Below are 17660 nucleotides of genomic sequence, written 5' to 3'. Positions count from 1 at the left end.
CGGGCTAATAATCAGTGGGGATACCCCCACTGATTAAAGTTTCACTTTATACGCTCGATTGTAAACTAGTCTATCCCATTTGTACAATACGAAAAGGTTACCCGTTAGAGTAACCTTTTTAAATAAAATTATATCAGCGATTTTCCAAATATATCGACCGTAACTTGAAATATATCGGCGATTTTTCAATTATATCAATCGTAACTCAAATTATATCGGCGATTTTTCAATTATATCGACTTACCGACAATTAACGACAAAATCCCCTCGCTATAAAAAAACTCCACTTACCGCTCAAAAACAATCCACTGCTTCGTGATTTCCGCCAGCCTTCCGCGATCTACCTCATACTCAGTATCAACACTTTGCGGTACCATCACTTTCCCGCCCTCAAGCATCACTGTCGGCGAAATAATATCCTTCTCCCAATGTCTACTAGAAGCGGATATATCTCCTGGAATCGTAAAGTTAGGCAGTGAGGCGAGGGCAACATTTTGTGCTCTTGAAATCCCCATCTCCACCATACCGCCGCACCAAATGGGGATGTTGTGCTTCATACAATAATTATGGATTTGAATCGACTCCGTTAATCCGCCCACTCGTCCTGGTTTAATGTTAACGATTTGGCAGCTGCCAAGCGTAATCGCAACGCGTGCATCTTCTAAACTATGGATACTTTCGTCCAAACAAATTGGCGTTTCTATTTTCTTTTGCAACTGTGCATGATCAAGAAAGTCGTAATCCGCTAGTGGTTGTTCAATCATCATCAATTGAAATTCATCTAATCGTTTCAATTTCTCTGTATCCGCTAATGTATACGCTGAATTGGCATCAGCCATTAACGGGATATGCGGAAACTCTTTACGAATTTCTTTCAATAACTCATAATCATGCTCTGGCTTTATTTTCACTTTAAAACGCTCGTATCCTTCTTCAGCGTACTTCTCGATTTGTTTTAACATAACCGGAATCGTATTGATCCCAATTACAACGCCGACTTCAATTTCAGCCTTCGTTCCGCCAAGCACTGTCGCTAACGATTTCTTTTGACGCTTCGCATATAAATTCCAAACAGCTCCTTCTATTCCGGCCTTTGCCATTCGGTTTCTTTTTATATGCTGGAACAAGCTCGGCACTTCATTCGGATGGGAAATGTCAGTCTTTAATAAATCCGGTAATAAAAAGTCTTGCAGTACATGCAGCGCCGTCTTCACTGTTTCTTCCGTATACCATGGTTCAGAGAACGCAACGACTTCGCCAAATCCAATGTACCCGTCCTCATCTTCTAATTCAATGACGATACTCTCACGCTTTTCATACGTTCCGTAGCTTGCAGCAAACGGGGTGACGAGTGGCATTTCCGTTATATGAAGTGTCGCTTTTTTTATCTCCACTTACATCTCCTCCACTAATTGTCTTAACTCTCGTCTTAACAATTTTTTCGAAGCATTTCGTGGTAATTCCTCTAAGAACCACGCTTTTTTCGGCACTTTATATTTCGCTAATTTCTCCTCGCAAAAATGAAGAATTTCTTCTTCTGTTATCTCTCCGCTTTTTACAACAAAAGCAGCGGGTACTTGTCCCCATTTATCATCAGTCATACCGACAACACCAGCTTCCGCTACCGCCGGATGAGAAAGCAACACTTCTTCAATTTGAGCTGGATATATATTCTCTCCGCCAGAAATAATTAAATCACTGCGGCGATCTAATACGTATAAAAATCCTTCTTCGTCTAAATAACCGAGGTCGCCAGTATGAAGCCATCCGTTTTGAATTGTCTCACGCGTCGCATCTTCACGGTTAAAGTAACCGCCTGTTACGTTCGGTCCTTTTACTACGATCTCGCCTTCCGCAAATGGCGGTACTACGACGCCATCTTTTTCAATACGAAGTTGGCACTGAAATAGTGGTTTTCCAGCTGATCCTACTTTCGTTAACATATAATCTGCGGACAACGTACAAATTTGCGAAGACGTTTCTGTCATACCGTACGTTTGATATACAGGAATTCCTTTTTCTACACATGTTTCTAATAATGGTTTCGGCGCTGGTCCTCCTCCAAGTAACATGCATCGTAAAGAAGATGGGTATGTCTCTGCCCCAAGTCGCTCTAATAAATCAGTTAACATTTTAGAAACGACAGAAATAATCGTTACACCTCTCGTTTGAAGTGCTTTATGAATAAAATCAGCATCATATTTCGGAACGAGTAAAATGCGCATGCCGTACATAATGTTTTTCATTAAAAGAGATAGCCCGCCAACGTGGAACATCGGCATACAAGCTAACCAGCAATCATCATCACGAAGCCCTAAATTAAGCGAAGAGCCAACCGCGCTTGCCCAATGATTGCCGTACGTTAAAATAACGCCTTTCGGTTTGCCTGTCGTCCCAGACGTATAAATAATTGTCATCGCTTCTTTTAAAGAGAATTCTTCTTGTATAGAGGCTTCCTCTTTTGGTCCATTCATCATTTCGGCGAATGAATAGACAGGAATATCTTTAGCATCAAAATCTTGATCCGTCACTAAACAAATAACTGCAGCATCATCCATTTGCCAAAGTAGCTCTTCTCTTGAAAGACGCGTATTTAAAAGCACAGCTACTGCGCCTACGTAAGATAGGGCGTGAATAACTGTAATCATCTCCATACCATTTTTCATCAGAACAGCCACCTTTTGCCCACGCTTCACTCCTATATGTGTGAGGTGTTCACAAACAGATACTACTTTTTCATGTAGCTGCATAAAAGTAACTTTCTCTTTCTCTATTTCAATTGCAGTGCGATCTGGTGTTAAAAATGCACGTTGAATTAACCAATTTGGCATCGTCTCCATCACTCATTCTCCTTTCATGAAAGAAAGAGACTTGATATGACATCAAGTCTCTTAGTTGTTTTGTTTCCGGTTTGATCTTATCCAGCTACAGCGCGGCTAGAACAGTCGGTCGTTTCACGCCTTCCTACGAGGCAAAAAGCGCCTCTACGTCAGGAGTTCCAACGCCCTCTTGTTCTAAGTGAGCCGCTTTCGCTTTTTATCTCATCCAGCTACAGCGGCTAGAATGTTCGGTGGCTTCACTTCTTCCTACGAGGCAAAAAGCGCCTCTACGTCAGAAGCTCCATCCCCCTCACATTCTGAACGAGCTGCTTCCGCTTTTAGTTTGATCACGGGAAACGAGGGAATTGACCGAAGTCCGGACTGCGTTTTTCTTTGAATGCGTCGCGACCTTCTTTTGCTTCGTCAGTTGTGTAGTACAATAACGTTGCATCTCCAGCTAGTTGTTGAATACCAGCTAGACCGTCTGTGTCTGCGTTGAATGCAGCTTTTAGGAAACGAAGTGCCATTGGGCTGTTTGCTAAAATTTCTTGTGCCCATTGTACTGTTTCTGCTTCAAGTTGTTCTAATGGTACTACTGTATTTACTAAGCCCATATCAAGCGCTTCTTGCGCGTTGTATTGACGGCATAGGTACCAAATTTCGCGAGCTTTCTTGTGGCCTACCATACGAGCTAAGTAACCAGCTCCGTATCCACCGTCAAAGCTTCCTACTTTAGGACCTGTTTGTCCGAATACAGCGTTGTCTGCAGCAATTGTTAAGTCACATACGATATGAAGTACGTGCCCACCACCGATTGCATAACCTGCTACCATTGCGATAACTGGTTTAGGAATTGCGCGAATTAGACGTTGTAAGTCTAATACATTTAAACGAGGGATTTGGTCGTCACCTACATATCCACCATGACCGCGAACTTTTTGGTCGCCGCCAGAACAGAATGCACGTCCACCTTCACCTGTTAAAATGATAACGCCAACATTTGCATCATCACGAGCATGTGCAAAAGCGTCGATTAACTCCATTACCGTTTTAGGACGGAATGCGTTATGTACTTCAGGGCGGTTAATCGAAATCTTTGCGATACCATTGTATGTTGAATAAATAATATCTTCGTAATTGCCTTCTTTTACCCATTCAATAGCCATTACAACTACCTCCTTGTATATTTCTGATCTCCTCTATAAGTGTAACTTCATTCTTAACTGAAAAAAGCATCACTGCATAGTTTTTAGAAATCCCTTTACTATTGTATCAAACTTTTCCGGTTGTTCCACATGAATTGCATGGCCAGCGCCATCAATTTTGACAAATTTCGCGTCAGAGACGCATTTTTCGATATTTTTTAATATACGAAAGAACTTTTCATCATGCTCACCGTTCATTAAAAGAACAGGCATTTTTAAGTTTTGTAGCTCATTCCACCATGAAGGCTGAGCCCCTGTTCCCATACCGCGCAAGCTATTTGCAAGCCCTTTTGGATTGTTAGCAAGTCGTTCTTTTCGCACTGCTTCTTGTACGTTTTGTGCTAAACGTTTTTGCGTTTCAAACAGCGGAATATTTTCCCACATCGATACAAAACTTTCGATGCCTTCTCGCTCAATTTTTTGAGCAAGTCGCTCATCTTTTTCACAGCGTTCTTTTCGCTCACCTTCACTTTCAAGCCCAGCTGTACAGTTTTCTAATAAAAGAGAACATACATATTCTGGATATAGACACGCCATCGTAATCGCCAGTCTACCGCCCATTGAATAGCCAAGTATGTGCGCTTTTTCAATATGAAGATAATCTAGTAGTTCTTTCATTTGCAATGCCGCATTTCGAATATTATAATGCGTCACATCTTCAGGACTTTCCGTTTTTCCGTGCCCAACAATATCTACTAAAATGATTTGAAACTGCTCGCTCCAAGAAGGAACGAAAGAACGCCACGTTTCCATGCTTCCCGTAAAACCATGAAGAAGTAGAAGTGGTTCCCCGCTTCCGACTACTTCATATTCATACGATACACCTTGCAGCGTTACGTTCATTTTGATTCACCTTGTAAGGATGTAGTAATTACATCCTGCGTTTTTGCCCATAATTTACGGTGCAATGTTAAGTTTTCATCACGGTTCGTACAAATTTCTACAACGTGTAAACCTTTTGTCGTCGTTCCTTTTTGTACCTCTTCTCGAAATTGCTCCCAACCATTTACACGGCTAAATGAACCACCGTACATTTTAACAACATGCTCATAGTCAAGCCCAATTGGAGTTCCAAATAATGATTCGAAATGTTCCTTTTTCTCATATTGTGGTAAGAATGAGAAAATACCACCACCGTCATTATTTACAACGACAATCGTTATATTTAATTCATGTAACTTTGCAGCTAATAGTCCATTTAAATCGTGATAGAATGATAAATCACCAATCACTAATACGAGCGGATCACAAATCATGCTCGCTCCTAAAGCTGTCGAAATGATTCCATCAATCCCATTTACACCGCGATTTGCCATTACTTGAATGTCTTTATCAGATGTGAAGAAGAAAGAATCTGTATCACGAATTGGCATACTATTACTTGCAAATAACGTTGCCCCTTCTGGTAATACGCGGACAATATCTGTAATGACTCTTCCTTCAAATGCCGTATCATATGTTTCCATTTCACGAAGTGTTTCCTTCGTTTTTTCGTTTATATGTTGCCACATTTGGGACCAATCATTCTTTTTCATAACTGGCATTTTTTCTATTAGTGCACTGCAAAATGCAATATCACTCGCTTGGACAACTTCTGTTGCAACGAGAGCCGGATCTCTCCATTGTCCAGATTCGTCAACAACGATATGAACGGCTTTCGTCTGTTTTTTAATGAATTGCGTTAATGCTTTCGAAACAGGCATACCACCGAAGCGAATTAAAACGTCCGGCTTCCACGTTTCTTTTAACAATTCATTTCGTAAAAATGTATCGTAACAGTCAATTACCATCGTTTTGTCGTGGTGCCCGCTACGAATGTTAGAAAGTGGATCCGCTAATATTGGATATCCCGTTTTTTCAGCTAGTTGCGTTGCAAACGTTGCGATTTCTGAATGACTATCATCTCCACAAATAATAAGCCCCTTTTCCATATGTGAAAGGCGCCCTACAAGAGAATCTACATATTCACTCGGCATCACCGCGTTCCCTCGCTGAACTACTCCTGTATATTCTCCGCGTCCTTTATCCCATAAACTTTCTAATGAGAAGTCCGGGATAAGCGGTTCGCGAACCGGAAAATTAAGATGAACAGGTCCTTGCGGTGCTAAAAGCGCGCTTGCTATCGTGCGCTGCGTTGTCATGCGAGCGTAATGATACATCGCCTCATTCGCTTCTGGAAGTGCCATCTCTGTAAATTGCTTCACAAACGTGCCGTATAAATTAATTTGATTCATCGCTTGTGGTGCACCGACATCTCTTAATTCATGCGGTCTATCTGCCGTTAAGACGATAAGCGGCACTCGCGAATGAAAAGCTTCACATACAGCTGGATAGTAGTTCGCTGCAGCCGTTCCTGACGTACATAATAATGCAACCGGTCGTTTTTTCGCTTTTGCGATACCGAGCGCAAAAAATCCTGCAGATCTTTCATCTACATGTAAATATGTGTTCATTCCTTCATGTTGTTCCATTAGTAGAGCAATCGGCGTTGACCGTGAGCCTGGACTAATGACAACATCACATACATTTAGACGCGTCAGTTCATCCACGAACGCGCCTAAATAATATGATAATGCTTCTATATGATTGTTCATTTCATTAATTCCTCCAAAGCACCAAGCATCGGTCTAAACTTCAAACTTGTCTCTTCATATTCAAGTTGCGGTACTGAATCAATTACAATCCCGCAACCGGCAAATAAGGATGCTTTCTCGCCATTTAATAATCCGCAGCGAAGTGCAACCGCAAATTCACCATTTCCTTCATCATCTATCCAGCCAATCGGTGCACCATATAATCCTCTGTCTAACAATTCAACATCACGAATTAGTTTCATCGCTTCTAAACGAGGTGTCCCGCCAAGAGCTGGTGTTGGATGTAATTCTTCTACCATCGTTAAAAGACTCGCGTCGCCTTTTGCCTCTACAGGCGTATATAAATGAATTAAGTTTTTCGTTGTTAATAGACCGGGACTCTCCGGAATATTAACGGATTCGCAGTGCTCATTTAATACCGACCTGATCATGTTCACAACATAACCGTGTTCAGCTAAATTCTTTTCATCATGAAGAAGCGCATCACTATTTTGCTTACTTTCTTCTATAGATTGACCATGACCAGTTGAACCAGCAAGACACATTGAAGTAAACTTCTCATCTTCTTTACGAATTAATCTCTCTGGCGTCGCTCCTAAGAAGCATGCTCCTTTATAATCAAAAGAAAATACGTAACAATCTGGTTGCCCAATGCGAAGTGCTTCTAAAACAAGCGCAGAATCAATATGATGATTCATCTCTACTTTTAGCTCCCTCGCTAATACAACCTTCTGCACGTTCCCCTGCTTCATCTCATCTTGCACTTTCTCAATGGACTTCATCCAGCCTTTCGGATCCACTTCTACTTTAGAAGTAACTGTTAATTTCGATCCTTCTAGTGCACATTTACTCTCCTCAAAAATTTTCTCTTCTAAAGAAACAATTTTGTTATAAAGAGTTTCTGCACAATCTGTTGCTGAAACGAATGTATTCATTGTTAACCATGCTTTTTCATTTTTTACAGTTAATAAAAATGCTGGTAGTGAAAATGTCGTATCATCAAATTCTTTCCATAAATCTGTTTTCTCTTTTTCTTGGTCAAATGAAAATCCACCAAATAAAAGAGGACCTGTTCCAAATTCGTATCTTTCTCTTTGTACAAATGCTTTCTCTTTTACTTTATCCCACTCGTCACGAGCAGTTTGAAAGCGTTTGTGAGAAGCAGTTGCTATAGTGAAAACAGAACCAATTCCAGCAAATATTACATGCTGAGCTGGGTCTGCAAAATAACATCTATTTTCGAATGAGATCCTTTTTCCTGCTGCATAAAACAGAAGTGGATCCATCCAGTCTATTTTTTTTACAAAACTAACCAATATTTTTTCATCAGTTGCATGCTTAATGGCTGCACTTAGAACTTCCTGCAAGCCTTTTTGTTTCGTTTGAATCACAATTGTCTCCCCCCTATGGGCGAAAAATAGTCATAATTACGCTTGATTTTAAGATACACCTCAAACGAAAGGCCTGTCAACGTTTAGCATTTCTGAGAAATTCACCTTCTCTTCCTAGAAAATAAACGTTGACACTAAATGATGCTTTTTCTACACTTAGTTGTGTACAATATGTGACCAAAGGAGGATTCAACATGGAAATGAACGTCGAAACGAATTCCTCTCCTACGGCGCCAAAGCCAAGCAAGCAAACAGGCTGGCGCATTTGGTGGAGTTTACTACGTCCCCATACATTAACAGCAGCTTTCGTTCCTGTTTTCATCGGAACAGCCTATGCAATGCAGGTCGGAGGTATAAATCAAATACATCTCCCTCTTTTCCTTATAATGCTTCTTGCTTGTCTTCTCATTCAGGCAGCAACAAACATGTTTAATGAATATTTTGATTACAAAAGAGGACTTGATCACGAAGGTTCAGTTGGTATCGGCGGCGCTATCGTTCGCGATGGCATTCAGCCAAAAACAGTGCTTAACTTAGCATTTGGATTTTTCGGCATCGCAATACTATTAGGTGTTTATATTTGTATGAATTCTAGCTGGTGGCTTGCTGCAATCGGTCTTGTTTGTATGGCCGTTGCTTACCTTTATACAGGCGGTCCACTTCCAATTGCCTATACACCATTTGGAGAGTTAACAGCCGGATTATTTATGGGTGTCATTATTATCGGGATTTCATTCTTTATTCAAACTGGAACTGTAACATCAGAAGTCGTTTTACTATCTATTCCAAGCTCCATTTTAATTGGTGCCATTTTACTAGCTAATAACATCCGTGACTTAGATGGTGATAAAGAAAACGGTCGTAAAACGTTAGCCATTCTCGTTGGACGCGAGCGAGCGGTTGGTGTACTTGCTTCTATGTTCATCGTTTCCTACATTTGGACAATTGCTTTAATTATCGTGGGCATCGTATCACCATGGATGCTGATCGTATTTTTAAGTGCACCGAAAGCATTTAAAGCGACGAAAGGCTTTATCGGCAAAAGCATTCCAATGGAAATGGTACCTGCGATGATAGCAACAGCAAAAACAAATACAATCTTCGGTCTCCTCATGGGAATCGGATTATTGCTTGGATATTTTCTATAAGAAGGAGCTGCTAATGCAGCTCCTTTTTCATATACCAATTTCAGCTCATAATTCCTACTCGCAACGCTCATACTATGTAAAGAAACTGAATTGTAGGAAGGTGGACGACTATGTTAACTCCACAACAAATAAATCAATTTAAATCCGTTTTAGAAAAACAAAAGCAAGAACTAGAACAAACGATACAAACACACGAAAATGAAGATCGTGCATCTGAACGTGAATCTGTTGGAGAATTATCTAGCTATGATAACCATCCCGCTGATATGGCAACAGAGCTATATGAACGCGAAAAAGACTTCGGACTTATTGAACTTTGGCATAAACAGCTAGAGGATACGAAACATGCCCTGCAAAAAATAGAAGCGGGTACGTACGGCATTTGCGAAGTATCTGGTGAAGAAATTCCATTTGAAAGATTAGAAGCAATGCCGACTGCTACAACATGCATCCAGCACGCAACAAATAAGTTAAATATGAATACACGACCAGTCGAAGAAGAAGTGTTGTCTCCTTCTTTTCACAAACATGACGAAGATCGTTCTGTTGAATATGATGCAGAAGATGCATGGCAAGATGTTGCCAATTATGGAACATCCGAAACGCCGTCCGATTTAGAAAGACAAGATTCAAAAAACTACAATGGCATGTACGTAAATAGCGAAGAAAATGTAGGCTACGTAGAGGATTTCGAAAACTTTATCGGTACAGATATGCATGGGAAAAATCTGCAAGTTTTCGCTACAGAAGAGCATGAAGAATATGAACAAATGCTTGATGACTTTGAAGACCGCACCTTTAAGGGCGAATTATCTTCAAATGAGTCGAGTTCCAAAGAATAAAAAAAGCATTCCGAAAATCGGAATGCTTTTTATCGCTAGCTAATTAGTTTTTTGTAACGTTAGCAGCTTGTGGTCCACGGTTACCTTCAACGATTTCGAAAGAAACTTCTTGACCTTCTTCTAAAGTTTTGAATCCGTCACCTTGGATAGCTGAGAAGTGAACGAATACATCGTCTCCACCTTCAACTTCGATGAAACCGAAACCTTTTTCGCTGTTGAACCATTTAACTTTACCTGTTTGCATGTCATGTACCTCCTAAATAAAAATGAAACTATGAATCCACATGAAAAGGTGGATATAAAGGACATGAATGTATAACAAGCTTACAGCCTTTAATTCAACGTGCTTTATTTCCGTACCACATTATGTAGCTCAATAGTGACTTCACTATATCACGCTATATCCAAAACGTCAAATGAGAACACTTTCATTCCATTATTTTTTTATAATTTTAATATAATGTTGAACTTCCATATTCATATTTTATCTCGCTATTTGCTGACTGCCCGATTGATGAGAGCTGACAACCAATTTTGGGTCCTCCCACTTTATTTGAAAATTAACAAAACTAAAGTATTCTAATCCTATTAAATTCTGTACAATATAAATATCTATTACATACGAGGTGAAAAAAATGAGAGCACATGAAATCGAGTATAAATTATACGGCGATGATATGCAGTTTGTTGAAATTGAGTTAGACCCAGAAGAAAGCGTTATTGCAGAAGCTGGCGCAATGATGATGATGGAAGATTACATCGAAATGGAAACAATCTTCGGGGATGGTTCTGGACCATCTGGAGGTTTATTCGGAAAGTTAATGGGCGCTGGTAAGCGTCTCGTTACAGGGGAAAGCATGTTTATGACTGTATTTACAAATACAGGTCACGGCAAGCGTCACGTATCCTTTGCTGCTCCTTATCCGGGTAAAATTATTCCTGTAGATTTAACAGAATATCAAGGGAAAGTAGTTTGTCAAAAAGATGCGTTTCTTTGTGCCGCAAAAGGCGTTTCTATCGGCATTGAGTTTACGAAAAAAATAGGAACTGGTTTCTTCGGTGGTGAAGGTTTCATCATGCAAAAACTTGAAGGTGATGGACTTGCTTTCATGCATGCAGGCGGAACTGTATACAAACGTGAATTAAAGCCTGGCGAAAAACTTCGCATTGATACAGGTTGTCTCGTTGCCATGACAAAAGACGTTAATTACGATGTCGAGTTCGTTGGAAAAGTAAAAACAGCTCTATTTGGCGGCGAAGGTTTATTCTTCGCAACGTTAGAAGGACCTGGAACAGTTTGGATTCAGTCCTTAACACTTAGCCGCTTAGCAGCACGTCTGACAAGCCCAGCAGCGCAAAGCACTGGTGAAGGTAGCGTTTTAGGTGGACTTGGTCGTTTATTAGATGGAAAAGAGTAAACAGGGCCCTTATAGGGCTCTTTTTATTTAGGTGGACTATACAAACCACTTCGAATCATATAATACTCCCTCACGTAACTGTAGTTTTAAGGTTTTTTTCTAAAAGAATGAATCAAGTCCCTCACTGCATATATTGAACTATACCTTTTCTTAAGGAGGCTCCCTTAATGCGTACTCCTTTATCCTTTGATAAAGATACTGCCATACTGTTAGCTTCTTGTTGTGAGTTAACGTATGAACAATATAAACAAAATGGGATTTTTGAAATACCAGATGGTTTTCAATATGTACAAGGCTTTCAAGGAAAAACCATTCAAACGACAGAATGGTTCGGATTCATACTAGAATCTGAGGATACCGTTATTGTAGCTTTTCGCGGGACACAAACAGATACAGACTGGATTATCGATTCACTCGTTAACCAAAAACCATATCCATATGCTTTAAATAGCGGAAATGTCCATAACGGCTTTCTTTCCATTTATGAATCTTGCCGAGATTCTATTATGGATATGCTCGTATCATTACCAGCCCATAAGAAACTTCTTGCAACAGGGCATAGTTTAGGCGGCGCACTCGCTACACTACATATACTCGATGCGCGTATAAACACTGCCTTCGCACAGTACGGTCTGTATACATTTGCCTCCCCAAAAGTGGGAGATATCGCCTTTCGGAATTATTATAAACTGCAAGTAGCTAGTAGCTTTCGTTTCGTCAATTTATTTGATGTCGTTCCACTTCTTCCTCCTCGAAACATAAATTTTAATGACCAAGACTGGGAATATGCACACGTTCATCACAACATGACTTTTACAAAAAACACAAAATCGATTGCAAATAATCATGCCATGACAACATACAAAACATGTCTGACTTCTCATTTTTAACCAGTAAACAATTGGAAATTAAATATCCTTATACTATAATAATATATGAAGTTACTTTTGGATGAGGGGACCTTACATGCTAAAATTTATCTTTGCACTTTTTCTCATTGTAATTTTTACGTTTACAGGTTTCTTTACATTTTCATACTTTGCGACAGGAGAATATGATGGAACAGGTATCATATATACTGCAATCCCATTTCTTTCTTAAGCAAAAAAGAAAACCGAGCTTAATGAGTTTAAGCTCGGTTTATTTATTAGTGTTAAATTTTGTCGGTAAACCGATATATCTTAAAAATCGCCGATATAAATTTCATATAATCTTTTCCAACGTAGCAATCTCTTTAAATTTGCGTAACTGTATTACCAATACCCCAAATCTCATTACTATACTGTAAAATCGTTCGATCGCTCGCAAAATGACCAGATTGTGCAATATTTAAAATCGACATTTCGAGCCACTTCGTTCGGTTCTCATAAGCTCTACCAACAGCTTCTTGCTTTTCCGCATATGGGCCAAAATCTCGCAGAACGAAATATTCATCATTTTGAATAACAAGAGAATCGTAAATTGCTTCAAATTCAGCTCCCGACTGTGCAAAGAAACCATTCGTTAACTGGTCTACTACCTTCTTAATGTGCCCATTGTGGTGATAATAATCACTTGCACGATATCCACCATTTTGATAGTAATGAAGAACTTCTTCGGCTGTTAAACCGAAAATGAAACAGTTATCATCACCGACTCTATCTTTTATTTCAATATTCGCTCCGTCTAACGTGCCGAGCGTAATCGCACCATTCATCATAAATTTCATATTGCCTGTTCCGGATGCTTCTTTACTCGCTGTTGAAATTTGTTCACTTACATCGGCCGCTGGGAATATATCTTCCGCTACAGACACTCGATAGTTTTCTAGAAAGATAACTTTCATATATTGGCTTACGTACGGATCGTTATTCACTTTCCTTGCAAGTTCATTTATTAATTTAATAATTTTTTTCGCATAGTAATAGCCAGGTGATGCTTTCGCTCCAAAGATAAAAGTACGCGGATAAAATGTAAAACTAGCATCCTCTTTCAAACGGTTATACAAGTATAAAATATGAAGAACATTTAATAATTGTCGCTTGTAAGCATGCAGTCTTTTTACTTGCACATCAAAAATAGAATTAGGATCAATTGTAATCCCCATTGTATGATGAATGCGCGCTGCTAAAATCTCTTTACGCTCTTGTTTTACCTCTGCAAATTTCTCTTGGAAACTCGCATCGTATTGAACTAATTGTAGCTCTTGAAGCTTAATCGGTTCTTTCTTCCACTCTGTTCCAATCGCCTCTGAAATAAGGTTTGTCAGTTGCGGATTCGCCTTCATTAACCAGCGTCTATGAGCGATTCCATTCGTTTTATTATTAAACTTATCTGGATAAAACTCATAAAACAATCGCATTTCACGTTGTTTTAAAATCTCCGTATGAATTTTTGCTACACCGTTTACACTATGGCTACCGACAATTGCTAAATGAGCCATTTTCACAAGATCATGCGCAATAATCGCCATCTCTTCAATGCGATGCCATTCATACGGATAACGTTCCCAAAGTTCATGACAGAAACGTTCATTAATCTCTTCAATAATCATATAAATTCTCGGTAATAACGGTTTAAAAATGTGAATTGGCCACTTTTCAAGAGCTTCTGATAACGTCGTATGATTCGTATAAGAAATCGTTTGCGTCGTTATGTGCCAAGCTTCTTCCCATGCTAGTTTTTCTTCATCTAATAAAATACGCATCAGTTCTGGAATCGCCAAAACTGGATGGGTATCATTAATATGAATCGCAATTTTCTCATGTAATTGACGAAGGTCACCATATCTTTCTCTATGCATACGAACGATATTTTGCAAGCTTGCTGATACGAGGAAATACTGTTGTTTCAAACGAAGTATTTTCCCCTCATCATGCGTATCATCTGGATATAAAAACTCCGATACCGCCTCTGTTTCACGCTTATATTTCAAAATATCTTTGCAATTTTGTGGGAAAGGAACTGGTTCCGCATTCCAAAGTCTAAGTGTATTTACAGTACTCGTCTCATAACCTACTACTGGAACGTCATATGGTACGGCCATAATTACTTCTGCATTTGTATGCCTGAATTCTAAACGCCCATCAATGTAGAGCGGTTCAACATTGCCGAAATAACTTACTTCTACAGCTTGATCATGCCTTCTTACTTCCCATACATTTTCATGAAGAAGCCACTGTTCTGGAAATTCAACTTGATAACCATCAACAATTTTTTGATCAAATAAGCCGTGTTTGTAACGAATTCCGCACCCATGACCTGGTAAGTTTAAAGATGCAAGTGAATCAAGGAAACAGGCTGCTAACCGTCCAAGTCCACCATTTCCAAGACCTGCATCTGCTTCCACCTCTTCTAATTGTTGCAACGAAATTCCAAGCTCAGAAAGCCCTTGCTCACATACATCCTTGATGCCTAAATTTAATATGTTACTTCCAAGCAAACGCCCAAGTAAAAACTCAATGGATAAGTAATACATTTGCTTTCGCTCTCCAGACCGATAACTTTCATTCGTTGCAATCCATTGACTATTCATATACTCACGTACCATATACCCAAGCGTATTGTATTGATCACGAGTTGTAGAGTCTTTGAAACTTTTACCATACATCGTCTCTAACTTTTCTAGAAAAGCTGATTTGAAACTTTCAACATGAGTAAACATCTCTTCACCACCTACAAGTTATTCCATGAGACTTTTATACAATTTCTTATAAGCAAGAGCTGATTTCTCCCAGCTATAATCTTCAGTCATCGCTTGTTTTACAAGCTGATCCCATACCGGTTTATCATGATAAAATTCAATTGCACGACGAACCGTGTGCAACATATCATGTGCATTAAAGTTCGTGAAACTGAAACCATTTCCTTCTCCAGTTTCTTCGTCATAAGATTGTACCGTATCATTTAATCCGCCTGTTTCCCTTACAATTGGAATCGTACCATACGCTAATGCGATAAGTTGTCCAAGGCCACACGGCTCAAACAGTGATGGCATTAAGAATAAATCACTTCCCGCATACACTTGGTGCGCTAACTCCTCATTAAAGCCGATATACACTTTTACCTTCTCAGGATACTCATATGCCATCCACTCAAAGAATTGTTCATATTCCGAATCACCTGATCCTAAAATAATACATTGTACATCTTCTTCCATTATTTCTCGGAATACAGTACGTACTAAATCAAGACCTTTTTGCTTCGTTAATCTCGTTACCATTGAAATAATTGGTGTATCTTCTTTTTCTGGCAAACCAAAATAACGCTGCAACGCGCGTTTATTTTCATTCTTTTCATATAATGAACCTGCATCGTACTGAGCAGTAATATACGAATCCGTTTCTGGATTGTACACGCTCGTATCAATTCCATTTACAATGCCACTAAGCTTATCATTATATTTTCGCAGTAATCCATCTAACTTCTCACCGAAAAATTCATATTGAATTTCTTCTTTGTACGTCGGGCTAACCGCTGTAATTTGATCAGAAGCGATAATACCGCCCTTCATAAAGTTCACATTTCCATAAAACTCTAACTGCTCACTATGAAAATATTCATCACCAAGTTCTAACAAGTCGTACATCACTTCAGGAGGAAATACACCTTGGAACTGCAAGTTATGAATCGTATATACCGTTTTAATATGCTCATATAACGGGTTATCTTGATACTTTTCACGCAGTAAAAAATTCACCATGGCTGTATGCCAATCGTGGCTATGAAGAACATCCACTTCGAAATCAAGATGCGGAATACACTCTAATACTGCTTTCGAGAAATAAGAAAAACGCTCTCCATCATCATAATGACCATACAGAGAATCCCTCTTAAAATAATATTCATTATCTATTAAGTAATACGTAATCCCGTCTTGCTCACCTTTTAAAATTCCACAATATTGATTTCTCCAGCCAAGCGGGACGTTAATTACTTTATGTAGCGTACATCCGTCCCTTAATTTTTGCGGAATAAGACTATAATTCGGGAGTACAATGCGAACGTCCACACCTAATTTTTTTAGCTCTTTTGGGAGCGCACCTGCTACATCAGCTAATCCTCCCGATTTAACAAATGGTACACATTCTGATACTGCAAATAAAATATTCACTTGTTGTCCCACTGCACGAAAAGCTTATACTACTTCCCTTGCAGCTTCCTCCCTTCGAGTTTTCATTTAAATTAAAATTTGAATCAGTGGAGGAAAAACCCCCACTGATTTCTTAAGAATAACTATTAATCGTACTGTTTTGAATGCTTCCTTTTTCTACAACGTATGGCTCATCGGCAGTTCCTTTTAAAACAACACCGTCACCAATTTTCACATCTTTATCAATAATAACACCGTCTATTATACAATTATCTCCAATTTGGCTCTTTTGCATAATAATGCTATTACGAACAATTGAACCTTTTCCAATTTTAACAGAACGGGAGACAACGCTATTTTCTACTTCACCTTCAATAATACTGCCGTTTGCAATCATTGTGTTTTTCACAGCTGCACCCTTTACATAACGAGTTGGTGGTTCATCTTTTACTTTCGTAAAGATCGGTGCTTCTTTCTTAAATAGTTGCTTCCAAATAGCAGGTTGCAAAATTTCTAAGCTATGTTTATAGTAACTTTCAATCGAATCAATAATAGCTACATATCCTGTATGCTCATATGTAGCAATATGTAGTGATTTTCCGCGCTTTTCTCTCACTACATCGAATAAGCTATATTGCTCCACATCTTTATATGACTCAAATAAATCTAACAATAATTGTTTCTTTAACACGTATGTTTGAAGCGAAACTCCTTCATGGCAAACTTCCGTAATATCAGCTGCCGTATGTATATGTCGCTCTAACACTGCTTGAAAATGTAATGCTGTTACGAGATGGCTATTCGTAATCACGACGTACTCTTCTCTGCTTCTTAGAAAATAATCAATATGTCTTCTAAAATGTGCAAAAGATCCAAATTCATCTTGATCACATTGGCAATTTGGCGGGAATAAAAACAGTCCGTCTCGTTTTCTATCTAAATCCCACTGTTTGCCTGAACCAACGTGATCCATTAGTGAACGGTTTTTATGGCTTGTAAAAACTGCCACACTATGAATATTAGAATTCACCATATTTGAAAGCATGAAATCAATGAGTCGATAACGGCCCCCAAACGGTAACGCCGCTAGTGAACGATGCCCTGTTACTTTCTTTAAGGAAGGAAAACTTCCCGTTGCATTAATAATTCCTAACATTTTTTCTCCCATTCAT

The 17660-nt window shown here is 39.2% G+C and carries 15 protein-coding genes; 5 read left to right on the top strand and 10 right to left on the bottom strand.

Going from position 1 to position 17660, the window contains the following annotated elements; genetic code table 11:
• Window positions 1–287 precede the first annotated feature (287 nt).
• From menC to QCI73_RS03230, 6 genes are all read right to left on the bottom strand, one after another.
• Window positions 288–1394, bottom strand: a complete 1107-nt coding sequence (gene menC / locus QCI73_RS03255; protein WP_200730836.1) for an o-succinylbenzoate synthase — start codon at window positions 1392–1394, stop codon at window positions 288–290.
• Window positions 1395–2840 (bottom strand): o-succinylbenzoate--CoA ligase, encoded by a 1446-nt coding sequence (locus QCI73_RS03250; protein WP_200730835.1) that lies wholly within the window; start codon window positions 2838–2840, stop codon window positions 1395–1397.
• 326 nt (window positions 2841–3166) lie between these two features.
• Window positions 3167–3985 (bottom strand): 1,4-dihydroxy-2-naphthoyl-CoA synthase, encoded by an 819-nt coding sequence (menB, locus tag QCI73_RS03245; RefSeq protein WP_000963876.1) that lies wholly within the window; start codon window positions 3983–3985, stop codon window positions 3167–3169.
• Between the two features lie 69 nt (window positions 3986–4054).
• The gene (gene menH / locus QCI73_RS03240) at window positions 4055–4867 is read right to left on the bottom strand and encodes a 2-succinyl-6-hydroxy-2,4-cyclohexadiene-1-carboxylate synthase (protein ID WP_262724714.1); all 813 of its coding nucleotides are present in this window, start codon (window positions 4865–4867) and stop codon (window positions 4055–4057) included.
• On the bottom strand, window positions 4864–6618 hold the full coding sequence (menD, locus tag QCI73_RS03235) for a 2-succinyl-5-enolpyruvyl-6-hydroxy-3-cyclohexene-1-carboxylic-acid synthase (protein ID WP_353822487.1): 1755 nt from the start codon (window positions 6616–6618) through the stop codon (window positions 4864–4866). Before menD ends, menH begins: the two co-directional genes overlap by 4 nt.
• Window positions 6615–8009 carry an isochorismate synthase gene (locus QCI73_RS03230; protein ID WP_353822486.1) on the bottom strand — a complete coding sequence of 465 codons (1395 nt, stop codon included), beginning with the start codon at window positions 8007–8009 and terminating at the stop codon, window positions 6615–6617. The genes menD and QCI73_RS03230 overlap by 4 nt, the downstream gene beginning before the upstream one ends.
• Before the next feature lie 194 nt (window positions 8010–8203).
• On the opposite strand from QCI73_RS03230, the gene QCI73_RS03225 reads away from it, so the two are divergent.
• The gene (locus QCI73_RS03225) at window positions 8204–9157 is read left to right on the top strand and encodes a 1,4-dihydroxy-2-naphthoate polyprenyltransferase (RefSeq protein WP_000425747.1); all 954 of its coding nucleotides are present in this window, start codon (window positions 8204–8206) and stop codon (window positions 9155–9157) included.
• 110 nt (window positions 9158–9267) lie between these two features.
• Entirely contained in the window at window positions 9268–9999 is a 732-nt protein-coding gene (locus tag QCI73_RS03220) for a yteA family sporulation protein (RefSeq protein ID WP_000957375.1), read from the top strand.
• Window positions 10000–10042: 43 nt separating this feature from the next.
• Here QCI73_RS03220 and cspD read toward each other — a convergent pair whose 3' ends face one another.
• Window positions 10043–10243, bottom strand: coding sequence for a cold-shock protein CspD (gene cspD / locus QCI73_RS03215; RefSeq protein WP_001193054.1), 201 nt, complete (start codon window positions 10241–10243; stop codon window positions 10043–10045).
• A gap of 391 nt (window positions 10244–10634) precedes the next feature.
• Here cspD and QCI73_RS03210 point away from each other — a divergent pair, with 391 nt between their 5' ends.
• The 3 genes from QCI73_RS03210 to QCI73_RS03200 all read left to right on the top strand — a co-directional run bounded on the left by QCI73_RS03210 (window position 10635) and on the right by QCI73_RS03200 (window position 12518).
• Window positions 10635–11417, top strand: coding sequence for a TIGR00266 family protein (locus QCI73_RS03210; RefSeq protein WP_001201259.1), 783 nt, complete (start codon window positions 10635–10637; stop codon window positions 11415–11417).
• 167 nt (window positions 11418–11584) lie between these two features.
• Window positions 11585–12307, top strand: coding sequence for a lipase family protein (locus QCI73_RS03205; protein WP_001260122.1), 723 nt, complete (start codon window positions 11585–11587; stop codon window positions 12305–12307).
• A gap of 76 nt (window positions 12308–12383) precedes the next feature.
• A complete protein-coding gene (locus QCI73_RS03200) occupies window positions 12384–12518 on the top strand; it encodes a hypothetical protein (protein WP_000911070.1) in 135 nt (44 codons plus the stop codon).
• 133 nt (window positions 12519–12651) lie between these two features.
• Here the strand turns inward: QCI73_RS03200 and glgP are convergent, their stop codons facing one another.
• The 3 genes from glgP to glgD form a co-directional block, all read right to left on the bottom strand.
• A complete protein-coding gene (gene glgP / locus QCI73_RS03195) occupies window positions 12652–15060 on the bottom strand; it encodes a glycogen phosphorylase (RefSeq protein ID WP_070807064.1) in 2409 nt (802 codons plus the stop codon).
• 18 nt (window positions 15061–15078) lie between these two features.
• A complete protein-coding gene (gene glgA, locus QCI73_RS03190; RefSeq protein ID WP_327922638.1) occupies window positions 15079–16509 on the bottom strand; it encodes a glycogen synthase GlgA in 1431 nt (476 codons plus the stop codon).
• Window positions 16510–16621: 112 nt separating this feature from the next.
• The gene (glgD, locus tag QCI73_RS03185; RefSeq protein WP_000504147.1) at window positions 16622–17656 is read right to left on the bottom strand and encodes a glucose-1-phosphate adenylyltransferase subunit GlgD; all 1035 of its coding nucleotides are present in this window, start codon (window positions 17654–17656) and stop codon (window positions 16622–16624) included.
• Between the last annotated feature and the right edge of the window lie 4 nt (window positions 17657–17660).

The organism is Bacillus cereus group sp. MG16 (assembly GCF_040459875.1).
GTDB lineage: Bacteria > Bacillota > Bacilli > Bacillales > Bacillaceae_G > Bacillus_A > Bacillus_A paranthracis.
This window is presented reverse-complemented; position numbering and strand designations above follow the sequence as displayed.

Coding starts and splice junctions, on each gene's coding strand:
- QCI73_RS03250 (WP_200730835.1), bottom strand. CDS start 2,840: ATGGAGACGATGCCAAATTGGTTAATTCAACGTGCATTTTTAACACCA.
- menB (WP_000963876.1), bottom strand. CDS start 3,985: ATGGCTATTGAATGGGTAAAAGAAGGCAATTACGAAGATATTATTTAT.
- menH (WP_262724714.1), bottom strand. CDS start 4,867: ATGAACGTAACGCTGCAAGGTGTATCGTATGAATATGAAGTAGTCGGA.
- menD (WP_353822487.1), bottom strand. CDS start 6,618: ATGAACAATCATATAGAAGCATTATCATATTATTTAGGCGCGTTCGTG.
- QCI73_RS03225 (WP_000425747.1), top strand. CDS start 8,204: ATGGAAATGAACGTCGAAACGAATTCCTCTCCTACGGCGCCAAAGCCA.
- QCI73_RS03220 (WP_000957375.1), top strand. CDS start 9,268: ATGTTAACTCCACAACAAATAAATCAATTTAAATCCGTTTTAGAAAAA.
- cspD (WP_001193054.1), bottom strand. CDS start 10,243: ATGCAAACAGGTAAAGTTAAATGGTTCAACAGCGAAAAAGGTTTCGGT.
- QCI73_RS03210 (WP_001201259.1), top strand. CDS start 10,635: ATGAGAGCACATGAAATCGAGTATAAATTATACGGCGATGATATGCAG.
- QCI73_RS03205 (WP_001260122.1), top strand. CDS start 11,585: ATGCGTACTCCTTTATCCTTTGATAAAGATACTGCCATACTGTTAGCT.
- QCI73_RS03200 (WP_000911070.1), top strand. CDS start 12,384: ATGCTAAAATTTATCTTTGCACTTTTTCTCATTGTAATTTTTACGTTT.
- glgP (WP_070807064.1), bottom strand. CDS start 15,060: ATGTTTACTCATGTTGAAAGTTTCAAATCAGCTTTTCTAGAAAAGTTA.
- glgD (WP_000504147.1), bottom strand. CDS start 17,656: ATGGGAGAAAAAATGTTAGGAATTATTAATGCAACGGGAAGTTTTCCT.